This is a genomic window from Paenibacillus taichungensis, from assembly GCF_047302525.1.
GTDB lineage: Bacteria > Bacillota > Bacilli > Paenibacillales > Paenibacillaceae > Paenibacillus > Paenibacillus taichungensis_B.
This window is the reverse complement of record NZ_CP168020.1, coordinates 1061839-1083277: the sequence shown is the minus strand read 5'-3', so window position 1 is coordinate 1083277 and position 21439 is coordinate 1061839. Positions and strand designations below refer to the sequence as shown.

Genomic DNA, 21439 nt, shown 5'->3' with positions numbered 1-21439 from the left:
AAAACCGGCCCCTGGCCGGTCTGTACATTAGCGTATGTGCTTATCGGGATATGTCACTTGCTTCTGATCCGATAATACAATCTTACATGTTTAAATCGGTCGCGCTGACGGTTGTCCGTATGGATTACGTCTATTTGTTGTCGCCATCATGGCGGTTAAATGTCGGTTTCTTGCAGAGACTTCTGCCAGATAACCCAACAAATCCATTCCTGATGCTGTTTATATGATAATAAGCAGCCTTTCTAACCCTATTTACAATAAAGGATGGATACGATCATGAAAAAAAAGCTCTGGTTCTATCTGTGGATCGCTGTCACCAGTTATATGGCTGGCCCCGTTATGTACGCATTGACAATGTACACCTTTTATCAGGAAACAGATGTTGTAACTTCATCACTCATTGGATGGACCGCTGCAACATTCTCATCCGTTGGTATCCTGTTTATCCTGGTCACAGTCATTCTGCTTCGAGTGCTCCACATCTATTATTTCTGGCTGCAAACCCTGCTATTTGAGTTACTTTTCCTTGTGCTCGTCTATATGACCACTGTTCTTCTTGGGGCTAGAAACACAGGTCTTCCCTCGCTGTCCTTTCCATTTACGCCCGAAGGCATTCCCTTGTGGGTGTTCTGGGGCAGTATTGCACTTATGAGTTCTTGGGGAATATGGTCAGCGCGTCAGCCCATGCGAAAATCACCATACATGCTGGTATCCAGAGTCATTCTGATCCTGTTTATCCTTGAAATTTGGTCTCGTTAAAAAGATAAAAAGAAGCACATCCATCTCAGGCTGTGCTCTCTTAAAAGTATTTTTGCTCACGCGATAATATAGCGGAAGTTTTCCCAGCTTTCCGGAACCGAATTTCCGTTTCTGGCATGATGGTAGAAGCTGAATGGAAATTTGAACACATGACCTCCATGCCAATCTCGGGAACGTCTGTCAGTGAGCCAGTATTCCAGTTCATGTGGAAGTGCAACAGAGCGTTCTGCACGAATCAATGGCAGACGATCGACTGGAGATTGCAGCGTCGGCATCTCCTGTTCAACATCCACATCCCGGCTCAGTCGCAGCGCCTTGACCATCCTGAGAAAAGGCGGTATGCCTTTATGGAACAAAGCAGGATAATCCAGTTCAAATAATATATTAAGCGCGTGCCCGTAGGTTAGCATGTGGCCGATCAGATCATGATGTGCTTCTGCCTGATAGATGGTACGAAATGCGCCAAGCTCATCCAGAATCAGCCGGGACAATTGTTCCGGTCGTTCTATATCAGGGAATCCGTCTGCCTCACTTAACTTCAAGCTGCGAATTTCTTTCACAGTTGTGTTTACCCAGGATCTACCTGGAATGGTTCGTTCAAAAGAATCAATAAGTTCAACCATCTGATTCATGTCATGCTCCGTGCCCCAACCATCAAGTTCCCGAATGGCTTTCAGACTAAGGGCACCATAGATGGCCTGATGGCCAACCCAGTGCAGCTCTCCAATGGTTCGGTCCAGCGCTTCTGTAATACGCGCTTCGGCCTCTTCCCTTGGCAGAACCTCTCCATTCCGGGAGGTCAAGCCATCGTTCAATCCGTGCTGGCGAAGCATGGCTTTCGCCTCAGCCGTAACACTGCCCGCCGCAAGGGCAGTGAGACGATTTTCCCGCACCCAAAAATAAGCCGCAATAGCTCCCGCCCCATAATGGGCGTGCCACAAATCTCCTGTACGCTCCCGACTGGACACAATAACAGCCAGCCCTTCTTCCAACAAACGTCGATCCAACATGCCACCACCCTTCATCGATGCGAACCCTGATACACACACGACCAGCAACAGTTTTTTAGCAAAACACTCCTTATAAAGCGTTTACTTCTATAAGATGATTCAAATGGTGCACATATGACCGTTTTGCCTGCTGTTCCGCGCATTTTAGCCGATTCGAAGTCTTCCAACATCACGAATGGACACTTCCAGCGGATATATGTTTGCTTTTTGCTCCGAAAAGAACCAGGTTCGCTCCTTCTTCACCACAATAAACAAACCGTTCACATCCCCAACAGGGGCAAAGGTATCACTAATCGCTCTCCATCGTTTCAATCCCATCTGCTCAAGTTCATCTACCGCAGAAAGCACATCTTCCGTGACAAGTCCTACCTCACACACCTGCAGCAGATCCTTCTCCGAAAAGGGGCGATCACTCTCGTTATGAACGGTATGATGAGCAATCAGCTCCAGAATGTTACCGACAGGATCTTCGAAATAGAGCGAATTCGAGTTCCAACTGGTTGAATAGGTCTCATCCTCACCTTCATGCCTGCTTAGACGGACACGTGCCGCTGCCCACGCTTTGGCCTCCTGAAAACGATTTGCTGGAATCATCCAGGCGAAGTGGTAAAACGGATTCTGGTCTGTTCCACTCTCAGCGAATATCATCTTCGTCAATCCAACTCGAATCGCAAATGAATGCCGGGACTCCTCAAGCAACTCCAACCCCAAAGTATCCACATAAAATGTTTTGATGTCTTCCAGTAGTGCTGTATATAATTTGACTTCTTCAAAAATCATGCTGTGTCCTCCTTCACCCGGCCGTGCATCTTCTCCCCCTCACTCCAGGGCACCATGCCGAGTTCCTGCTTAGCTTCATCCGGGAGCATCGATATGAATTCCAGAGAATGACCATCCGGATCGGTAAAATACACGGACACAGCCGGCATCCATCCAAATACATATAACTCGCCAATATCATCATCCAAAAAGTTATGCGTCTTGATCCCTTTATCCTCAAGATAAGTGACAGCTTGCTTCATGTCCTCCAATGATACCTGAAAAGCAAAATGCTGCCGCTTCACCTCTGAAGGGTCCTTTTGCCATAGTCCGAGCATCGCGTTGCCTTCACCACCAATCCAGTAAAAGGAGTTCCCACGTTCCTTCTGCCCATAAGCATGCTGCAATCCAACAATCTGTTCATAAAAATGATGGGATCTCTCCAGATCCGTTACGTTCAGATGAGTCTCAAATATGCCTTTAATCATGATGAAAACCTCTTTTCTCTTAACTCCCGGACGGTTTCCGTACTGCAGTTAACGTCTCGGCCAGGTGCAAAAATGAACCAATCACGCGTTTGATCCGGTCCTCAATGTCCTGGCTGCCTTCAAATTCTTCGTATCCGTCAAACGTTGCTTCAAATCTTCTGCGCTGTGCACCACCAATGGAAATCCACTCTTGTGCGTTAATACCATGCAAATTGCGAATAATCGCCTGCAGCTGCAAAAGTGAACTTACTCCCACCGCACCTCCTGCTGAGCTGATGGACAATACCGGTTTACCACTGAAATGAGCCTGGCTCAGATGATCCAATGCATTTTTGAGTACACCGCTGATGCTGCCGTGATACTCTGGCGTAGACAGAATAATGGCATCTGCTGCGAGCATACGTGTGTTCAGGTCAGACAGATTCTGATCTTCATTCTGTTTTTCATCCGGTGCGTAGAATGGGAGGGGTGTCTGATATAAATCGAACAAGCTAGCTTCATGCCCCTGACCGCTGATTACCTCCACGGCATATTCCCCTAAACGTGTACTGGTTGCATTTTTCCGATTACTGCCTGCCAAAATAATAATATTCATCTATGTCACTCTCCTTCGATTTTAATAAACATTTCATCTCTTCGTTTCAACTTTCTCTACTTTCATCTTACCTTGCTTCCACCTCGGAATCGTCGGCAGATAGACTTAACTTGCAGCACAAAAAAAACTCAACCTTTGGGTTGAGTTTCTACGACTTTAGTCTGAGAATATTGGAAGATGGATCAGACGACCCAACCATTTCTTACGGCATGAAGCGCAGCTTGTGTGCGATCTGCCAGTCCCAATTTGTCCAAAAGATGACTGACATGGGTTTTCACCGTTTTCTCAGTAATGATTAGTTTTATGGCGATCTCCTTATTACTCAATCCTTGCGCGATCAACCCCAGAACCTCTCGTTCCCGACGGGTGAGCATGTCCGGTCCATGAGAAGTTTCTTTTCCCAGCCCAACCCGCTCTTGCTCTGGCAGCCGATTAGACGTATGGGGATTTGCCCGCCCATGCGCTTCATTCATCGACAGTTCAGACGAAGCCATCACATGCATTAATTGTCCTGCTGCCGCTGGATGAAGTTCTACCTGACCTGCATGCACATTGCGGATGGCAACGGCAAGATCCTCTGGCTCAATATCTTTCAGCAAATATCCCTTCACCCCAGCACGTACGGCCGGTACGACATGATCCTGATCCGAGAAAGACGTAAGTACGATGATACGGATTCCAGGCAAGATCGCACGAAGCCTTCTCGCCGTCTCAATCCCGTCAAGCACGGGCATATGCAGATCCATTAACACCACATCCGGATGCAGTTGTTCTGCTTGTTCCAGTGCTTCCTGTCCGTTCGAGGCTTCTCCGACGACTTCCATATCTGGCTGTGTGGACAAAAAAACGTGCAACCCGCGCCTCACCATTGCATGATCGTCCGCGAGTAAAATCGTAATCGGCATGTCTTCTTCCCCCTGATTTTATACAGATTCGGACGGAAGTGGAATGACGACCGTTACCGATGTTCCCTTACGGGATGAACTCACAAGTTCAAGTCTGCCACCCAGCGATTGGGCCCGTTCTCTCATGATGGACAGACCAAGTGAACTGGCAGGCAAGGCCTCCCGCCTTTTGGCTCCCCCTTTTCCACGATCTGTAACGATTAATACTGCTTCCTGATCGCTTAGCTGGAGGGATATCTCAGCGGAAGGGACTCCCGCATGTTTACGTACATTATTGAGCGCTTCCTGTCCAATACGCCATAAGCCTTCCTCAATACTTTGAGGCAAGGAGCGCATACCTGTCCGATGTACAACGACCTGCAATCCCTGTCCTGTACCGTATTCCTGCAATGCACTGAGCAGGCCAGACTCCAATCCCGCCGGACGAAGCTGCATAATCAAGGCACGCATTTCCTTCAATGCTTCCTGTGACAAGGAACGTATATCCTTCATCGCTTCCGCAGCCGGATGCAGCTGTAGTGATCCGGCTAACATGCTCTCCGCACCTTTGGCTGTCAGGGACAGGGAGAACAAAATTTGGTTCACCGAATCATGCAAATCTCGAGCCAGTCGGTTTCGTTCCTCCAGTCGGGTTAATTCCCGGCGTTTGTATACCAGTCTCAGACTCTCCCACGAGGCTGTAATATGTTCAGCGAGTGCATCGAAAACCTCACGATCTGCCTGAAGGAAATCATTGACCGAGCTCAATCCAACCACCAGTACTGCCGTTTCGCCAGGAGAACTTAATGGGATAGGTGCAGCCAAGCCCGAAGCCAAAACAGACATAGGGAGCCAATTATTGCAATTTGCAGAAACGTCTTGAGTTTCCGTTGCTGACAATACCATAGCCCGATGAGAATCAATCACACGATGCAGGCGAGTCTCCACCTCTGGAGAGAGTTCGGATATTGTCATCATTTCGGACTTGCCATGAGCATGAGCCGCCTGTACCATAAAGCTTCCGTTCTTCTGGGATAACAGTGCGGCAAAAGGCCAGTCGTAATGATGTCCAAGCAGCTTTACAACCGTCTTGGCCATATCGTCTCCACTGTTGCAATCGTTGACCATCACGCCCAGCGATCGGCTGAACTCCCCCAGCCTGACATACAGATCCGCTCGCCTTTGCTCTGCGCTATATAATCGCATCCGTTCCATTGCACTGCCGATCTGATAAGCTACAGCCTGCAAAAGCGCCAGCTCACTATCACTAAAATGCTCTTTTCCTGGCGCAGCAACATTCAGCAGTCCCAGCATCTTCTCTCCCGAGCGAAGCGGAACCGTTGCATGATGGGTGATGTCACGGGTATCTCCCCATTGATGATCGACGGCATCCTCCAGGCGTTTGCAATTAATAATATTGACGGCATTATCCAATCTCCCGTCCCGGAAGCGATTCACGCACCAGCAAGACCCACAGCGCATCGGCTGCTTGTCATGATGCAGCAGAGCAGGAGGCAGACTGTAATCAGCAATACAGGAGTATTCTCCCTGAGCATCGATCAGGAACACCCAGCCCGTCGTCAGTCCCGTCAGTTCCATCAATTTGCCGAGTACCGTATCCAGCATCAGATTCAGGTCGTTGGATGTGTTGAGCGTTTCCGCGATCGTCTTCAGTGTGTACATCTCCTGCATTCCGGCTTGTTCCGTCATGCAGATTCCTCTCCTTTGACTGATCCTTAGTGTTGTTTTCAATTATTGTATACAATCAGCGAAGGATATAAAAGGATGAACTTCTTGCTTCACCTCTAGCCCAGCTTCTTTCGTTCTTTGCGAGATGCAGATAAAGGCTCCATATTAATCAGACCCCGATCCGACAGAGCCAGCGCCATTTTATAGAAAGCACGTGTCCGAATCTTCGTATACGTATCCTTGCTGACAGGCGGGTCAAACACATGGTTATACACTTTATAGTCAAATACATCATCATCCTTCAAATAACGTTCGCTGACAAGTACACGTTCCTTCTCGCTCAGTCGTGATACCACAAAATCAATCGTATCGCAGTACGCCTGACGTGCGCGCTGCACATCCACATTATAGATTGCCGTTCTGGCAGTGGAATCCCCGGTCACATTCGTTGCACCATGGAAACGCTCAGCGTAACTCGCCGTCACCATCACCTCTCGTTCTTCAAAAGCAATCGTTTTATAAATCCGGTATTTTTCCAGCGCGGTTTCAACAGCAGTCTGTGTTTTGCGTCGGTCCAATTCGGGCAGCATCAGTTCCATATTCATTCTCCTCCTTTAACATTCGTTATAGAATGAAAGTCTAGTAGCTTCGCATGTTCACTCCGATGACAGAAAAATCTTACGATCGCTGTTATCCCCAGATTTTTTTTGATTATATTTTCTAATGTAAAAATCCAGTGATAAATGCGAAGCATATGCTTCCGAAGTAGCTTTCTTTCAGAAAGCTTTTAGCTTCGCTTCTCCAGCTTTTTTCTGTCCTCTTCGTTTTGCGTAACTTAAAGTTCATTCTATAAAAGTTAAACTCGCATTCATCTCATCTTTGGTATTTTGTATTATTCGGTTCCAGTCGCTTACGGGTACAATAGATAGACGAATAGCACCTTTTCGATCTACCTATTGCTGATTTGAATCGCTCTTGGGATTAATACAAAATACTCCTTTTATTAGAGTTATCCAGTTCTCTGAAATAGTAACGGCATTTTTCAAGTTTTTTCTGTTGCCTTTTGGAATCAATTAAAGTCAGCTATGAAGCAGGAATTATTCATTTTCCTCATCATCCAACTTGTCTCAACTTTACATTTTGTTCGTATATTGTTCGTATTTCTATTTGAGGATACCACTTTCTGGGGATCGGCGTAAACCTTCATTTTGGGTCGTTTTAACTATAAAATAAAACCCGCGCTCTCGTTTCCTTTACCTTTTGGCATAATTGTTTCATATCCCTTTACCTAATGGTATATATACGATATAGTACAGATAATTAAAGATCCTCGTATAAGTCCGACTTTTTATATTTTAAGATTGAATGCCAGATTTGCACGTTTAACGGAGAGGGTAGAAAAAACCTGGAGAAGCGTAGCGTTCACCTTTATCACCGGATTTCTCCCTTATGAGAAGGGAATCAAAGAAATCTGGGGATAACAGTGATCGAAAGGTTGTTCTGCCATCGGAGTGACTCGTGTGAGACAAGTTCTCTTAATATATAATTTAGGCACTTGTACGAATCAAAGGAGTGGCATGAATTGTGGAGCACGCTTTTGGTCCTTATCTGAAACAACTGCGCGAGCAACAAGGATACAGCATCAATCAGCTCGCCGAAGCAGCAGGAATCAGCAACTCGCAAATTTCACGCATTGAGAATGGGGTTCGCGGAGTTCCCAAGCCTGCTACCATCCGCAAAATCTCCGACGCACTCTCGGTTCCCTACGCGGATATGATGAAACAGGCCGGGTATCTGGAAACCGGAAAACCAGCAAGTGAGCTCCATGACGCTCCAGAATGGGCAACTTACAAGGACCGTCGAGACTTTAAAAAGATGCTCGAGGACGAGGATGATCTGATGTTTGACGGCATTCCGCTGGATGATGAGGACAAGAAACGAATCAAGGATGTCCTGACAGGTCTGTTCTGGGAAGCCAAACAGATGAACAAACGCAAAAAAACGAACGATCCGGACGAGCGCCCATGAAGCATTTCAAGCTGAACAAAATAAAGCAGCAGGTGAGATGATATGGATGACATTGTAACAAAGCTGATTCGAAAACACCGGACAAACTGCCCTTTCAGCATTGCCAGAGCCATTGGAATACAGATCCGGTTCACCAATCTGGGCAAGTCTACCAAAGGACTGTATTTCCGAAAGCTCCGTCGCAGATTTATCGTCATTCACAATGATTTACCGCCGGAATGGCAACGCTTCGTGTGTGCCCATGAACTTGGACATGACCGATTGCACAAAGGCATAAACCGGTTCTTTTTGGAGGAACACTCCTATTTTGCCCCAGGTAAGCTGGAAAGACAGGCCAATCGTTTTGCCATACAGCTCCTAACTTCAGGGGTGATGCCAGAGCCGGATGAATCACTGGAGAAATTTTGTTTGCGTACTGGACTGCCACGTGAAGTGCAGCATTTTTTTTAGCCATTTTAAGAACATACGTTCCTTACAAGTGAAGTTCTCTCTTAATCTTCCACTATGAAAATCAGATGTCACTTTCAGGTTACCTATTTTTACACAAATCACGAGATTTCCTAATAGTAGTCTGGTAAAATACAACATGAGTTGTGCAAACGCTCAGGTAGATTATTATTTTTGGGAGGTTACTGATTCATATGAAAATCTGGAAGACTTATGTTTCACTTGTGCTAACGCTCTGTCTGCTGTTTGGCAGTGTGGGCATTGTCGCTGCTGCAACGGATACCACTCCGGGCACTGGTAAGCACATTACTATTCTACATACGAATGACACACACGCACGCGCAGTTGAGTCCTCACCTGCGATGGGTTTCGCCAAAATTGCTGGAATTGCGGACAAATACCGTAGCGAAAACCCAAATACCCTTCTGCTGGATGCCGGAGATGCAGTGCATGGTACAACCTTTGCTACACTCGTTAACGGTGAGAGCATTGTCAAAGTAATGAACGAAATTGGTTATCAAGCGATTGTACCGGGTAACCACGAATTCAACTACGGTTCCGAGCGCCTCATCGAACTTGCGGATATGATGAACTTCCCAATGCTCAGTGCCAATGTGAAAAAGAAAGACGGAACTCGTCTCTTCGATCCTTACCTCATTAAAGAAGTAGACGGCGTGAAGATCGGTATCATTGCGCTGACTACACCTGAAACGATGTATAAAACGAATCCGAAAAATGTGGAAGGTCTTGATATTACAGACCCAGCTGCGGAAGCCAAAGTTCTCGTGAACGAAATTCGCAGCAAAGTAGATGTTGTTGTTGTATTGGGACACCTTGGACAAGACGCGTCCAGCACCGATACTAGCTTCAAAGTTGTAAAAGAAGTGCCTGGCATTGATGTATTCATCGACGGTCATAGCCATACGGTTCTGCAAGATGGACTTGTATCGGATAACGGAACACTGATCGCCAGCGCTGGAGAATATACAAACTTTGTAGGCGTGATCGACCTGTGGGTTGACGGCGGCAAAGTAACGAATAAACAAGCAACACTGATTGATGGAACTGAAGCAAAAGACATCAAACCGAATGAGAAAGTTGCCGCATTGGTAAACTCCATTCAGAAAGAACAAGAACCCATTCTCAAAGAAGAAGTAGCCAATACAGCGATTCTGCTGGACGGCAAACGTGAACAAGTACGCGCAGGTGAAACCAACCTGGGTGACCTGCTGGCAGATGCCATCCGTGACATCAGCAAAGCCGATATCGCACTCACAAACGGTGGCGGTATTCGTTCTTCCATTGAAAAAGGTATCGTAACTAAAGGTGATATTATTACTGTACTTCCTTTTGGTAATCAGGTTGTAACGCTTGAAGTAAAAGGCTCTGATGTACTCGCAGCCCTTGAAAACGGTGTAGGATCTTATCCGGAACCAAGTGGCGGATTCCCACAAGTATCCGGCATGACATTCAGCATTGATTCTTCCGCTGCCAAAGGCAGCCGTGTACACTCCGTCATGATCGGAGATAAAGCCCTTGATCCAAAAGCAACGTACACAATGGCTACGAATGATTTCACTGCTGTTGGTGGTGACGAGTACACGATGTTTGCGAAATACACAACGTCCGGCATGTACGGTGCTATGGATGAAGCGTTGATCGAATACATGCAAAAACTGGGCGCTGTAGATATCAAAACAGACGGTCGAATCAAGGAAGCAAAAGCTCCTGCGGTTGAACCGGAAGCTCCAGTAACGGAAACACCAGCCCCAACTACACCGAAACCAGAGACACCAAAACCAGAAACACCGTCGAAACCGACGCCAAGCAAACCAGCTCCAGCCAAAGTGCATGTTGTAAAATCCGGAGATTCCCTGTATTCCATCTCCAAACAATACGGTACCACTTGGCAAGCTCTGCAAAAGCTGAATAAGATCAAAAATCCACACTGGATTTATCCAGGTCAACAATTGAAACTGCCTGCAGTCTCTTAAGTTCAGAGACGAGCAGATAGTTGTACCAATAAGATCCAAAGAAAGGGTGTCCCTCAAGCCATAACCGGCTGATGGACACCCTTTTCTATTTTACAAATTACATCACTCAATGGTTAACCTGCCGAGTTGTACACTCCATGTTTACTTGAATATAGCTTTGCTGCAAAAATAAATCCCCAAAGTCACTTTGAGAAATCACTTCATCTCTTGTCCTCAACCATGGACTATAGAAGATATCCCCAAAATTGCCACTCTCATGCGGTTATTTCACATTCAACTCGATATATTTCTCATTCATGGTTTGCACGTTTGCACATGCATAGATTCCTGGCAAGCTACGCCTGAAGCTCTTATGGACAAACCCACTGTATACAGAATACAGTTTTTCAATTTCTAGTTATTTGGTATGAAAATACGCAAATAGTGTTGCATCCTTACATGACTATAGCCCTCTTTTTAATGCTTTAATCCGTTAAATAACCACAAACATCTCTTACCGCATAATATCCGGACCTATTATACATCGCTCTATTATATAGAGACACGTAGCATGGTTTCATAAGGATTTTTTTTAAATTCTGGACTATAATTGTTCCTTCACCTGACTTACAGCCTCTTGTGCCGTCATACTGATTCGTTTGGATTCACCTTGTGCTGCAAGAACATGCGATCCAAATTCCACCTGTCCCTCTGCCGCACCTCGGCCAATAACAATTTGGACAGGCAACCCGATCAATTCCGAATCCTTGAACTTCACTCCTGGCCGTTCATCACGATCATCGATCAGTACACTGTATCCGGCATCTAAAAGTTGTTGTTCCAGTTCCAGCGTGAGCTCGCGTTGCTGCTCATCCTTCCAGCTCATTGGGATCAAATGTACATGATAAGGTGCGATGGTTGCTGGCCAACGGATGCCATCCTCTCCTGCATATTGTTCAGCAATAGCGGCCATCAAACGAGACACACCGATACCGTAACACCCCATTACAGGTGCGCACTGCCGTCCATTGCGATCCAGGAAGGATGCTCCCATGGCGTCACTGTACTTGGTTCCCAGTTTGAAGATATGCCCCACTTCTATTCCTTTTGTGAAAACAAGCGATTCTCCACATGTTGGGCAGCCGTCACCTTCAGCAGCGAAACGGATTCGATCTACTTTGTCCAAAGCAAAATCTTTACCCGGAACTACATTCGAATAGTGTACATCGACTTCATTCGCTCCTGTAATGGCACGTTCCATTGCAGCTACATCCGCATCTACTACAATCGGCAGATCCAGTCCAATGGGACCCAGAAAGCCTACTGTTAATTTCGGATGACCCGCAAGGGCAGTTTCATCAGCCAGGATCAGCTCCTCTGCACCCAATACTTGCTTCAGAGCGATATCATTCACTTCATGATCCCCACGAACAAGCGCAGCGATCAGTTGACCGTCGGCCTGATAGAGCAACGTTTTGATCATATGCTGAGCATCCTCGCCCACAAAGGCGCTTAACTCATTAATCGTACGTACCCCTGGAGTTTGGATACGAACCAACGTGTCCCCTTCGGCATTCCCCTCAGCTTTATCAACTGTAGTCGGAACAGCAGAAGCTTCTGCTACTCCTGGATTCTTAACAGAAGATTCAGAAGTCTGATATCCCGCCTTCTCCAGATTTGCGGCATAACCACAATGTTTGCAGGTTACGATTGTATCTTCTCCCACATCGGCAAGTGCCATAAATTCGTGGGTCTCCCCCTGACCACCAATAGTGCCTGCATCGGCTTCCACTCGAATATATTCCAGTCCACAGCGCTCCAAAATGCGCGAATATGCGGTGTTCATGGCCTGATAGGTGCGATCTAGCTCTTCCCAATCGGAAGCAAAAGAGTACGCATCCTTCATGATGAACTCCCGTCCCCGCAGCAATCCAAATCTTGGACGACGTTCATCTCTGAATTTGGTTCCAATCTGATAAAGTGTAAACGGTAGCTTCCGATAAGAATTAACCTCGTCACGAGCCAGTGCAGTCACAACCTCTTCATGAGTTGGACCCAAGGCGAATTCTCGTGCATGGCGATCCTTCAGACGCATCAGTTCAGGACCATACTGTGTATATCTTCCGGATTCTTCCCATAACTCAGCAGGCTGCATGATTGGCAGCAATACCTCCTGACATCCTGCACGGTCCATTTCTTCCCGAACGATACGTTCGACTTTCAGCAAGATACGACGCCCCAAGGGCAGGTAACTGTATATCCCTGCTGCGAGTTGGCGAATCATACCCGAGCGCAATAACCAGCGATGCCCTGCTGCATCTGCCTCTGCTGGTGCTTCACGTAATGTTGGAACAAGCATTTCACTTTGACGCATCTTGTCACACCCCTTATCCTTCTAATCGTTATTGTAAATCAGGTTATAAACAGCAAAAAAACACATCCGTCAAGGGACGAATGTGTCGTGGTACCACCCTTATTTAACTGCACTTTGCCGGCTGACCTGACTTCAAATCATCAAGGCATTCGCTATAAACCGGTTCTCCGTTTGCAACCTATGCAAAACGTGAACGCGCAGTCCTTCAGGGCATAACGGGCCCATCCGGCGAAGGTTACAGGCCGTTCGGGCCTTCTCCTCCGCAGCTGGCGAGGTAGGAATAACGAAACAGCAACAGAAACCTTGCACTAAGTGGTTTCCTCTCTGTAGAAGCTGGCTGACGTAATTATGTCCTCGTTGATCGCTGTTATCATTTTTGATCACCATAGTTTATTTACAAGAAGTTGTCAACCACGCTGTTGCTAACTTTACGTTAAAATGAATTGCTGGGCGATGGCTGACATGGCCGTGCGTTCCCTGTAGTATAGAGAAATAGAAACCATGTATTAATTGATAAAGGAGTTTGTCCTATGCCATATATTATTTACGATCTTGAATTCACGGTAAGTCGCAATACACGTTACTCTTCTGAAATTATAGACATCGGTGCCGTCAAAGTAACGGAAGGCGAGAACGGCCTGTACGTATCGGACACGTTTCACACTTATGTTCGTCCATCCAATAAATCAGTGCTGTCCGCCGATACGATTCAGTTTACGGGTATTACGCAGAAAGACATCGACGCAGCCCCTCTTTTTCCAGAAGCGCTGAATCAATTTATTGCCTGGATGGGAAATGAAACCTATTACATGTGCTCCTGGGGACCGGATGACCGCGCCAAACTGATCTCTCATTGTCGCACTCATCAGCTCGATGTAGCCTGGATCACCAACCACAATGATCTTCAGCAGCAATGGTCGCGCACAGTGCGCAAGGAAGGGAAATTCCGTCAACTTGGACTTGCTCAGGCTCTTGAACTGTGCGGTATTGAATTCGATGGTACCCAGCACCGCGCTTTGGATGATGCGATTAATACAGCCAAAGTATTCATGCATCAATTTGATCAATTCAAACTGGAGACCAATTGCGCCGCAGATGATGAGGGCATCACATCCAAAGTGGTCTATTCCAGCAGTACAGAAGATGACGACAAAGATTCCCCTTTCGGTAACCTTACACACCTGTTCAACACCAATGAATAATGTCAAACAACGCATGTTGAACAAAGGTGAAGCAGCCATGATCTGTACTGAAGTTCAGTTGTAGATCTCCCTCCAACGTTCCAGACGTTCTTTCATCATGAGGCGGCATTTCTCGGGTTCCAGAATTTCGGCATCGGGTCCATATTGAGACAACCACGTTAGAAACCCTTCTTCATCACTCAATATGGCTTCAAACAACAACGTGCCTTCCGGTTCAATCGTCAAGATGGGGCGTGCAAAAAACTGCTCCTGCATGACACGCTCCACAGCGTGCGGTGAGAATCTGATTTTGAATGCAGTCCACTCCGTACTGCCGCTAAGTTCCTGTGGCGTACGGAAGTGAGATTGTAAAAGGTAATCATCTTTGCGGAACGTGCGTGGCAAAATCCGAACCCTGTACAAGCGGTTCACTTGAAATATTCTCAGTTTCTCTGACAGGTGGCAATACGCCAACAGATCAAATCGGTATTCACGAGGAATAAGACAGTAGGGGTCCATTCGCGCAATCCCCTTTTTACCTTGAAACAGATATTCTCCTTCAATAGTGTTCTGGGAAATTCCAGCCTGAAGCAAGATCACCAGTGAATGATTCAGAAGTTCGGTACTTTCATTTTGCCAAGCAGAAGTACCCACCTTGAACAACCCGCTAATTTGCTCAGACCATTCCACTCGCTCTGTTTTGTTTTTCTGACTCGAAGCAACCACTTTCTCATACGCGCTCTCAAAAGCAGGCTTCAGCAACGGACGAATATTCTCCATGACTTCTGCCAGGTGCATAAAGGCTTGAGCTTCTTCATCAGACCAATTCAGCGGATACATGGCAAAATGGCTGATAAACATGTATCCTCTCCCGTGTCCCATATTGGCGATGGGGATATGCATTGCACTGAGGGCCTCCATGTCGCGGTATATCGTCCTTTCCGTTGTCTCGCACCGCTCGGCAAGCTCACGGGCCAGAATACCCGGCTTGGCCTGCACAAGAGTTATAATGCGCATTAATCGGATCAGTCGGTCTGTCATTTTGCCGGACCCTCCACGATGTTGTTTCAATAAATTCGATACAACTCCATCCATTTTTTTATTATTATGTTGTTTAGTACATTCGACTTATTCCTTGACTTCCCCTTCAAAAAATTATGTAGAAACATTCCTTTTCGTACCATCATCCCTAGTTCTTTATCCCTATTCACCTAACATCGTTTTTCCGCGATTATGAGCCATAGAATTAAAAGTAATCCCGTAATGGTGCCGAAGTTTCTCCACAATTTCGGCTTCCACATAATAATCCAGATCCTGTTTACGAGCCGCTTCAATTAACAGAGCATCTGCGTGACGACGCAGCATATCACTGCCCTCTTGTGTACGACCTCTTTCATAAGCGCGCAAAGCTTGCTTAATCAGAGGAACTGTTTCGTTTAATTTAATCGTCTTCTCTACCTTGGGATCTTCCGGCTGGCGCAGCATGCCCAGATGACTGGTGTACTGAATATACAACTGTTCTCTGCGCAGCAGCACTCTCTGGCTTTGTTTCAATTTTCGCGTACTCCAATAAGCTGAACATACGGCACTTTTCCCCGATACACGAGGTCCCATGGCGAATTCGAGTAAGATTTGTTTACTCTCTCCCTTGTATACATCTCCAAGTCTTAGAACCCAACCGATATCCGTTTCTTTGGAACGACATCCATAGATGCCCTTGAGCTGAATTCCAAATTCCGGTTTGAGCAAAAGTTCCAAGTCTCTCGACACAATTTTGGGTGCTATTTTCCTGAGTCTTTTGGCAGGGGCTCCGTTACGCCACTCCACCATCATATATACGGGGTCGGCTCCCCCTGTCGGTATGGCCTCTCTATTCCACGAATAAGATACTTCAAAGACTGAGTTCACTGGTAGTCTCTCCCCCGATTTATATGTATTATCTTCTAAGTTATCAGGGTAAATGGACACTATATTGTCACGGAACATATGTTCGCAGGAAATTTTTCCATAATATTAGTTTCTCATCCCTAAATCCGCGTAATTACGACAATAAACGACGAAAAAGCTTGGCAGTATGCCAAGCTTTTAGAGCACTTTTATATGACAAGTCCTAACTTAAATCGTAGATGGATTAATTCCCATTTTGTGTAAATTTTTTACAGAATCAGGTTCTGTGACTGGAGCATAAGTAATACTGTCGATAATCAATTCACGCCCAATCGGCTCACCATTTACAGTGATCATAATCGTTTTGGTTGTTGCAGCTTGTTTAGTTGTGTACATACGTTTCTACCCCTTCGTATTCACGATCTTCATAAAAATCGGATATATTGTTTTCTCTCATTAAATTACAAATTTCGTTAATATGAATAGCAGGCACCCGGAGCTGAAGTAAAAGAATGATGGCAAGACCGTCCGCAGTGCTGCCCTGTCCTTCTATTACCCCGGCCTTCTTAAAATTAAACACTTGTCCACATGTATTGATTTATTCTCATATAGGGTAATTAAAACTACATCATCTTGAACCCATTGTCCCGGTTTTGACGTATAATGTAAGAGCCGTATTTCAACAAATGACGACGAAATCGGCAAACGATTATGTAACCGAAAGAAGGTGCCATTCATGCCAAAATCCATTCAGGGTTATTTCATTCGGGTGTTATTCACCACATGTGTATTGTTTACTGTTTCTTTGACTTCAACAGTCAGTGCAGCAAATGCCAATATATTCTCCGATATCTATAGTGGATGGGAACGAGTCTCCGAGCTTCCTGGAGAAGTGAACGCCTTGCAGGAAAGCTATAAACAAACACTGGAGCAATTGAACCAGACTTCTGCCCAATTGGGACAAGCCCAGGCAAATGTCGAAGCATTCAAGGCCCAGAACGAGTTGCTGCTGGCGCAAAACGAAAAACTGACCGACATGGTGAGCAAGCTGCAAAATGATCAGGATGCCAAAACGGCAACTGCCAAACGCATTCAGACGATGATTATCACAGCCGTTTCACTCATATTGGGATACTTTATTCTGATTCGGGTGATGCGCTGGGGAATGCGTCGCCGTTCAGGCCGAGTATAAAAGAACAGGAGCAACCGCATGCACATACACCTGAATAATGCCGAAGCTGGCGGAGCCGGGCAAGTGGTCACGTTCTCGTTGATCCAGGACGACCGCCTGCATATTCTCCACCCCCAGCAAATTGTCGCTTTTCGCGGCCCAAGCAGCAGTCGCAATGATAAATTTATGAATATTTCGGGTATCTATCGCAAAAAAAAGCTGATCAAATCCGAAATTACCGGTCCTTGTCAATTTGTGGCCGCCCTGCCTCCCGGATTCACCATGAAGGAAGTTGAACTGAGTGAGAACAGCGATCTGCTGTACGACTTCCGCCACCTTTTCTTCTACTCTGACGGCGTCACGATGCACACCAAAATTCAGAAAATCAAAAATATGCTGATCACTCGGGATGCCGTGAAAATGAAGTTTTCGGGCAAAGGCAAAATTGGATTGCTGACACAAGGTCAGGTCTGCCAGCAGGAACTGCACCCTACCGCACCACTGTACGTGGATGCAGGCAGTATTATCGCCTATCCTGAGAACGCGCAACTTGAACTTACCGTATACGGGAACAACCTTGCCAGCCAGCATATGAACTATCATTGGAAGATGACAGGACATGGCTCTGTGCTCTTTCAGGCTGGCCGTGAAAATCATAGACTGGAACAGGATATGAATGATGAAGGCTTATTTAAGCGCATTCTGAAGGAAGTCATTCCTTTTGGAAATGTATTAATCAAATAAGTCCAGATGACGTTAGGCTCGGTTATAAATGGGTTCTCATGAAAAGCATGCTTACCGTATTGGAAATGTGATATACTGTACCGGACAATTGAAGAAGAAAATCCATGCCTATGGCATGGGAGAGGTTCGCGAACTCCCTCTATAAGACTCGACCTTCATTAAGGTCAATAAGTCTTGCGTACATTTTAGGTAGCAACGTACGTAAAAAACTAAGGACACTAGATCGTGCTTGCTTTTTTTGAAGCAGCCTACGAGAAGGTGTGTTTTTTGATGGATGCCAGTTCATGAACTTCTCTGTTCTTCCGACACTCTGTGCCTATGTGCATGGATTGATCTTAAGAAGATGGAGAGGTTTTTTTATGTTGAACGAAGAAAAAGCAGTCGTTGTATTCAGCGGCGGTCAGGACAGTACAACTTGTTTGTTCTGGGCCAAACAGCAATTTGCCGAGGTAGAGGTGGTTACCTTCGATTACGGCCAGCGTCACAAGCTGGAGATTGAATGCGCCGGAGAGATCGCTCGCGATCTGGGTGTACAGCAAACGGTGCTGGACATGAGCTTGTTAAACCAACTTGCGCCCAATGCACTCACCCGTACGGATGTGGAAATTACGCATGAAGAAGGCGAACTACCGAGTACGTTCGTTGATGGACGGAATTTGCTGTTCCTCAGTTTTGCAGCCATTATGGCGAAGCAAAAAGGGGCTCGTCACCTTGTCACAGGTGTATGCGAAACGGATTTCAGCGGTTACCCGGATTGTCGGGATTCGTTTGTGAAATCGATGAATGTTACTCTGAATCTGTCCATGGACTACCCATTTGTCATTCACACCCCACTGATGTGGCTTGACAAAGCCCAGACGTGGAAAATGGCGGATGAGCTTGGGGCCTTTGATTATGTACGTGAGCGCACACTGACCTGTTATAACGGGATTATCGGCGATGGCTGCGGAGAATGTCCTGCCTGCAAACTGCGCAAAGCCGGACTGGATCGCTATCTGGAGCAACGCACGAATTCTGCTACTGTCGGAACTCCGGGAGCGGACGTACGATGAGAGAACCGGGAACATTTCGTATTGTGGAACGGTTGCAGCGGATTGGGGAAGATATTCTCCCTGCACAGCTTCGCTATCATCGCAAACGTGTACTTGTGAGCAAGGAGTTTACGTTTGACGCGGCACATCACCTGCACTGCTATGAAGGCAAGTGCAAGAACTTGCACGGGCATACCTATAAAGTCGTTTTTGGGATCAGCGGTTATCCGGGTGAGACTGGGCTGACCGTTGATTTTGGACATATCAAGGAGATATGGAAAACACAAATTGAAGGGTATCTGGATCATCAGTATTTGAACGAAACCCTTCCCCTCATGAACACAACAGCTGAAAATATGGTCGTATGGTTGTTTGAACAAATGGAGCATGCCCTGCAGACCGAACCGTATGCCGCACTAACAGAGGGTGGTCGAACCGAGTTTGTACGCTTATACGAGACGCCGACCAGCTATGCCGAGGCAAGACGGGAGTGGATGATTGATGAGTAGTTTAGAACTAAGCAATCTCACAACGTCGACCCGTACCGATGGAACAAATACTGCTCCTGCGGAGGGATTGGCTGCCAACAAGCGTCCTCATAGGCAAGAACGCAACAAAGAGGCTCGCATTCCTGTAATGGAGATTTTTGGCCCGACAGTTCAAGGTGAAGGTATGGTCATTGGGCAGAAAACGATGTTCGTCCGCACTGCGGGCTGCGATTATCGCTGCTCCTGGTGCGACTCGTCCTTCACCTGGGACGGCAGTGGCAAGGACCTGATCCGGATGGTTACGCCGGAAGACGTGTGGGAGGAATTGCGCCGCGTTGGCGGCTCGCGCTTCTCCCATGTGACGATTTCCGGCGGCAACCCCGCCCTGCTCGCTTCGCTGGGCGGACTGGTTAAGCTCCTTCGGGAGAACGGCATCCGCACCGCGGTAGAAACGCAGGGCTCCCGTTGGCAGCCCTGGCTGGCGGACATTGACGAAGTCACCGTTTCGCCCAAGCCTCCCAGCTCAGGCATGACCACCGACTGGGCTGTGCTGGATGATCTGATCCACCGACTGGCTGCTGGTTCGGTGAAACGAAGCCATAGTCTGAAGATCGTAATCTTCGATGAGACAGACCTGGATTATGCCCGCCGTGTGCATGCACGGTATCCAGGCACGGATTTATTTTTGCAAACCGGGAACCCGGATGTGACTTCTGCCGATACGCCAGATCTGGCGTCTTCATTGCTTGCCCGTTACGAGTGGCTGATCGATCAAATCAGTGCATCCGATGAGCTGAACGACGTTCGTGTGCTGCCACAACTGCATACTTTGGTGTGGGGCAACAAACGCGGCGTTTGATGGGCTTTATGGGTGGAATGGGCGGCATGATGTAATTTTGGAAACAAACAGAGGCTAATAATGCCTATCATATATACCGGTAAGCTTCTTGCGCCGCCGGAAATAAGGAGAGTTTACGAACCGATGAGACAACCTGATGAAATGCAAGATTTGACGCTGCTGGGCAACCAGGGCGTAAAATATACGTTTGAATATGATCCAGGCATTCTGGAAAACTTCGATAACAAACATCCGTACCGCGATTATTTTGTCAAATTCAACTGCCCGGAGTTCACCAGCCTGTGCCCGATCACGGGTCAGCCGGACTTTGCAACCATTTATATCAGCTATATCCCTGATGTGAAAATGGTGGAGAGCAAGTCTCTTAAGCTGTATCTGTTCAGCTTCCGCAACCATGGGGATTTCCACGAGGATTGTGTGAACATCATCATGAACGACCTGATCAAGCTGATGGATCCACGCTTCATTGAAGTGTGGGGCAAATTCACGCCGCGCGGCGGCATTTCCATCGATCCGTACACTAACTACGGCAAACCGGGTACGAAGTATGAGCAAATGGCTGAGCATCGCATGATGAATCATGATATGTATCCAGAGACGATAGATAATCGTTAATTTGGTAGATACACCAATTATGCTTTGTATAAAATAAAATTATAGAACACACAAAAGCCGAACTCTTCGATCTGAAGAAGTTCGGCTTTTGTTTTTTTGTATGCTATGGAACGTGAGCGTTTGCAACCAATCGTATGGATTGGACTAGCATTCAAGGGTTACTGTCTTCCTTCAGTTCTTTCACTTTTTTGATGTAATGTCTCAGCATAAGTACACCTATAGACTGAACAACCACAAAAAATCCGATAGCAAAGTACAGAGACGACGATGCAACATAGATAGTCAGAAAAGTCATGACTGCCATAAATAGAATCGTCATCGCCAAATTACGTTTGGCAAGAACATATGGTGATAGTGATCTCATATCGATCAGTCCTTTATCATTTCTGATTTAGTAACTTTAATAGTAGGGCTTTAATAGTAGAATCTTTAAAGTATATCAATAGTTTACATTATA

23 protein-coding genes are annotated in these 21439 nt (G+C 46.5%); 11 read left to right on the top strand and 12 right to left on the bottom strand.

Going from position 1 to position 21439, the window contains the following annotated elements; genetic code table 11:
- Positions 1 to 276 precede the first annotated feature (276 nt).
- The gene (locus tag ACDJ58_RS04835) at positions 277 to 759 is read left to right on the top strand and encodes a hypothetical protein (protein WP_413375963.1); all 483 of its coding nucleotides are present in this window, start codon (positions 277 to 279) and stop codon (positions 757 to 759) included.
- Positions 760 to 815: 56 nt separating this feature from the next.
- Here ACDJ58_RS04835 and ACDJ58_RS04830 read toward each other — a convergent pair whose 3' ends face one another.
- The 7 genes from ACDJ58_RS04830 to ACDJ58_RS04800 all read right to left on the bottom strand — a co-directional run bounded on the left by ACDJ58_RS04830 (position 816) and on the right by ACDJ58_RS04800 (position 6783).
- The gene (locus tag ACDJ58_RS04830) at positions 816 to 1769 is read right to left on the bottom strand and encodes a hypothetical protein (RefSeq protein WP_413375961.1); all 954 of its coding nucleotides are present in this window, start codon (positions 1767 to 1769) and stop codon (positions 816 to 818) included.
- Between the two features lie 144 nt (positions 1770 to 1913).
- On the bottom strand, positions 1914 to 2549 hold the full coding sequence (locus tag ACDJ58_RS04825) for a VOC family protein (protein WP_413375959.1): 636 nt from the start codon (positions 2547 to 2549) through the stop codon (positions 1914 to 1916).
- Entirely contained in the window at positions 2546 to 3016 is a 471-nt protein-coding gene (locus ACDJ58_RS04820; protein ID WP_413375957.1) for a VOC family protein, read from the bottom strand. The genes ACDJ58_RS04825 and ACDJ58_RS04820 overlap by 4 nt, the downstream gene beginning before the upstream one ends.
- Before the next feature lie 19 nt (positions 3017 to 3035).
- Positions 3036 to 3611 carry an NADPH-dependent FMN reductase gene (locus ACDJ58_RS04815; RefSeq protein ID WP_076291447.1) on the bottom strand — a complete coding sequence of 192 codons (576 nt, stop codon included), beginning with the start codon at positions 3609 to 3611 and terminating at the stop codon, positions 3036 to 3038.
- A 182-nt stretch (positions 3612 to 3793) separates the two neighbouring features.
- A complete protein-coding gene (locus tag ACDJ58_RS04810) occupies positions 3794 to 4516 on the bottom strand; it encodes a response regulator (RefSeq protein ID WP_413375954.1) in 723 nt (240 codons plus the stop codon).
- A gap of 18 nt (positions 4517 to 4534) precedes the next feature.
- Positions 4535 to 6205: a GAF domain-containing sensor histidine kinase gene (locus ACDJ58_RS04805; RefSeq protein WP_413375952.1), complete on the bottom strand. Its 1671-nt coding sequence runs from the start codon at positions 6203 to 6205 to the stop codon at positions 4535 to 4537.
- A gap of 95 nt (positions 6206 to 6300) precedes the next feature.
- Positions 6301 to 6783, bottom strand: a complete 483-nt coding sequence (locus ACDJ58_RS04800) for an ArpU family phage packaging/lysis transcriptional regulator (protein WP_413375950.1) — start codon at positions 6781 to 6783, stop codon at positions 6301 to 6303.
- Between the two features lie 982 nt (positions 6784 to 7765).
- Here ACDJ58_RS04800 and ACDJ58_RS04795 point away from each other — a divergent pair.
- The 3 genes from ACDJ58_RS04795 to ACDJ58_RS04785 all read left to right on the top strand — a co-directional run bounded on the left by ACDJ58_RS04795 (position 7766) and on the right by ACDJ58_RS04785 (position 10653).
- Complete coding sequence (locus tag ACDJ58_RS04795; protein WP_090807984.1) at positions 7766 to 8212, top strand: helix-turn-helix domain-containing protein; 447 nt, start codon at positions 7766 to 7768, stop codon at positions 8210 to 8212.
- 42 nt (positions 8213 to 8254) lie between these two features.
- The gene (locus tag ACDJ58_RS04790; RefSeq protein WP_062323893.1) at positions 8255 to 8662 is read left to right on the top strand and encodes an ImmA/IrrE family metallo-endopeptidase; all 408 of its coding nucleotides are present in this window, start codon (positions 8255 to 8257) and stop codon (positions 8660 to 8662) included.
- A 191-nt stretch (positions 8663 to 8853) separates the two neighbouring features.
- Complete coding sequence (locus ACDJ58_RS04785; protein WP_413375948.1) at positions 8854 to 10653, top strand: 5'-nucleotidase C-terminal domain-containing protein; 1800 nt, start codon at positions 8854 to 8856, stop codon at positions 10651 to 10653.
- A 583-nt stretch (positions 10654 to 11236) separates the two neighbouring features.
- Here ACDJ58_RS04785 and ACDJ58_RS04780 read toward each other — a convergent pair.
- The gene (locus ACDJ58_RS04780; RefSeq protein WP_413375946.1) at positions 11237 to 13006 is read right to left on the bottom strand and encodes a proline--tRNA ligase; all 1770 of its coding nucleotides are present in this window, start codon (positions 13004 to 13006) and stop codon (positions 11237 to 11239) included.
- Between the two features lie 530 nt (positions 13007 to 13536).
- On the opposite strand from ACDJ58_RS04780, the gene ACDJ58_RS04775 reads away from it, so the two are divergent.
- Entirely contained in the window at positions 13537 to 14208 is a 672-nt protein-coding gene (locus ACDJ58_RS04775) for an exonuclease domain-containing protein (RefSeq protein WP_413375944.1), read from the top strand.
- A 54-nt stretch (positions 14209 to 14262) separates the two neighbouring features.
- On the opposite strand, the gene ACDJ58_RS04770 is transcribed toward ACDJ58_RS04775, so the two are convergent.
- The 3 genes from ACDJ58_RS04770 to ACDJ58_RS04760 all read right to left on the bottom strand — a co-directional run bounded on the left by ACDJ58_RS04770 (position 14263) and on the right by ACDJ58_RS04760 (position 16470).
- On the bottom strand, positions 14263 to 15228 hold the full coding sequence (locus ACDJ58_RS04770) for a helix-turn-helix transcriptional regulator (protein ID WP_413375942.1): 966 nt from the start codon (positions 15226 to 15228) through the stop codon (positions 14263 to 14265).
- A 162-nt stretch (positions 15229 to 15390) separates the two neighbouring features.
- On the bottom strand, positions 15391 to 16095 hold the full coding sequence (locus ACDJ58_RS04765) for a hypothetical protein (RefSeq protein ID WP_413375940.1): 705 nt from the start codon (positions 16093 to 16095) through the stop codon (positions 15391 to 15393).
- Between the two features lie 207 nt (positions 16096 to 16302).
- Positions 16303 to 16470: a hypothetical protein gene (locus ACDJ58_RS04760; RefSeq protein WP_413375938.1), complete on the bottom strand. Its 168-nt coding sequence runs from the start codon at positions 16468 to 16470 to the stop codon at positions 16303 to 16305.
- Positions 16471 to 16810: 340 nt separating this feature from the next.
- Between ACDJ58_RS04760 and ACDJ58_RS04755 the strand changes: the two genes are divergently transcribed.
- From ACDJ58_RS04755 to queF, 6 genes are all read left to right on the top strand, one after another.
- Complete coding sequence (locus ACDJ58_RS04755; protein WP_113051754.1) at positions 16811 to 17266, top strand: hypothetical protein; 456 nt, start codon at positions 16811 to 16813, stop codon at positions 17264 to 17266.
- Positions 17267 to 17284: 18 nt separating this feature from the next.
- Entirely contained in the window at positions 17285 to 17989 is a 705-nt protein-coding gene (locus tag ACDJ58_RS04750) for an AIM24 family protein (RefSeq protein WP_063564567.1), read from the top strand.
- A gap of 362 nt (positions 17990 to 18351) precedes the next feature.
- Positions 18352 to 19041, top strand: a complete 690-nt coding sequence (gene queC / locus ACDJ58_RS04745; RefSeq protein ID WP_413379471.1) for a 7-cyano-7-deazaguanine synthase QueC — start codon at positions 18352 to 18354, stop codon at positions 19039 to 19041.
- Positions 19038 to 19529 (top strand): 6-carboxytetrahydropterin synthase QueD, encoded by a 492-nt coding sequence (queD, locus tag ACDJ58_RS04740; protein ID WP_063564568.1) that lies wholly within the window; start codon positions 19038 to 19040, stop codon positions 19527 to 19529. Before queC ends, queD begins: the two co-directional genes overlap by 4 nt.
- A 127-nt stretch (positions 19530 to 19656) precedes the next feature.
- A complete protein-coding gene (queE, locus tag ACDJ58_RS04735) occupies positions 19657 to 20367 on the top strand; it encodes a 7-carboxy-7-deazaguanine synthase QueE (protein WP_413379469.1) in 711 nt (236 codons plus the stop codon).
- A gap of 123 nt (positions 20368 to 20490) precedes the next feature.
- A complete protein-coding gene (gene queF, locus ACDJ58_RS04730; protein WP_063564570.1) occupies positions 20491 to 20982 on the top strand; it encodes a preQ(1) synthase in 492 nt (163 codons plus the stop codon).
- Positions 20983 to 21133: 151 nt separating this feature from the next.
- Here the strand turns inward: queF and ACDJ58_RS04725 are convergent, their stop codons facing one another.
- A complete protein-coding gene (locus ACDJ58_RS04725; protein WP_413375935.1) occupies positions 21134 to 21346 on the bottom strand; it encodes a hypothetical protein in 213 nt (70 codons plus the stop codon).
- Positions 21347 to 21439: the final 93 nt, after the last annotated feature.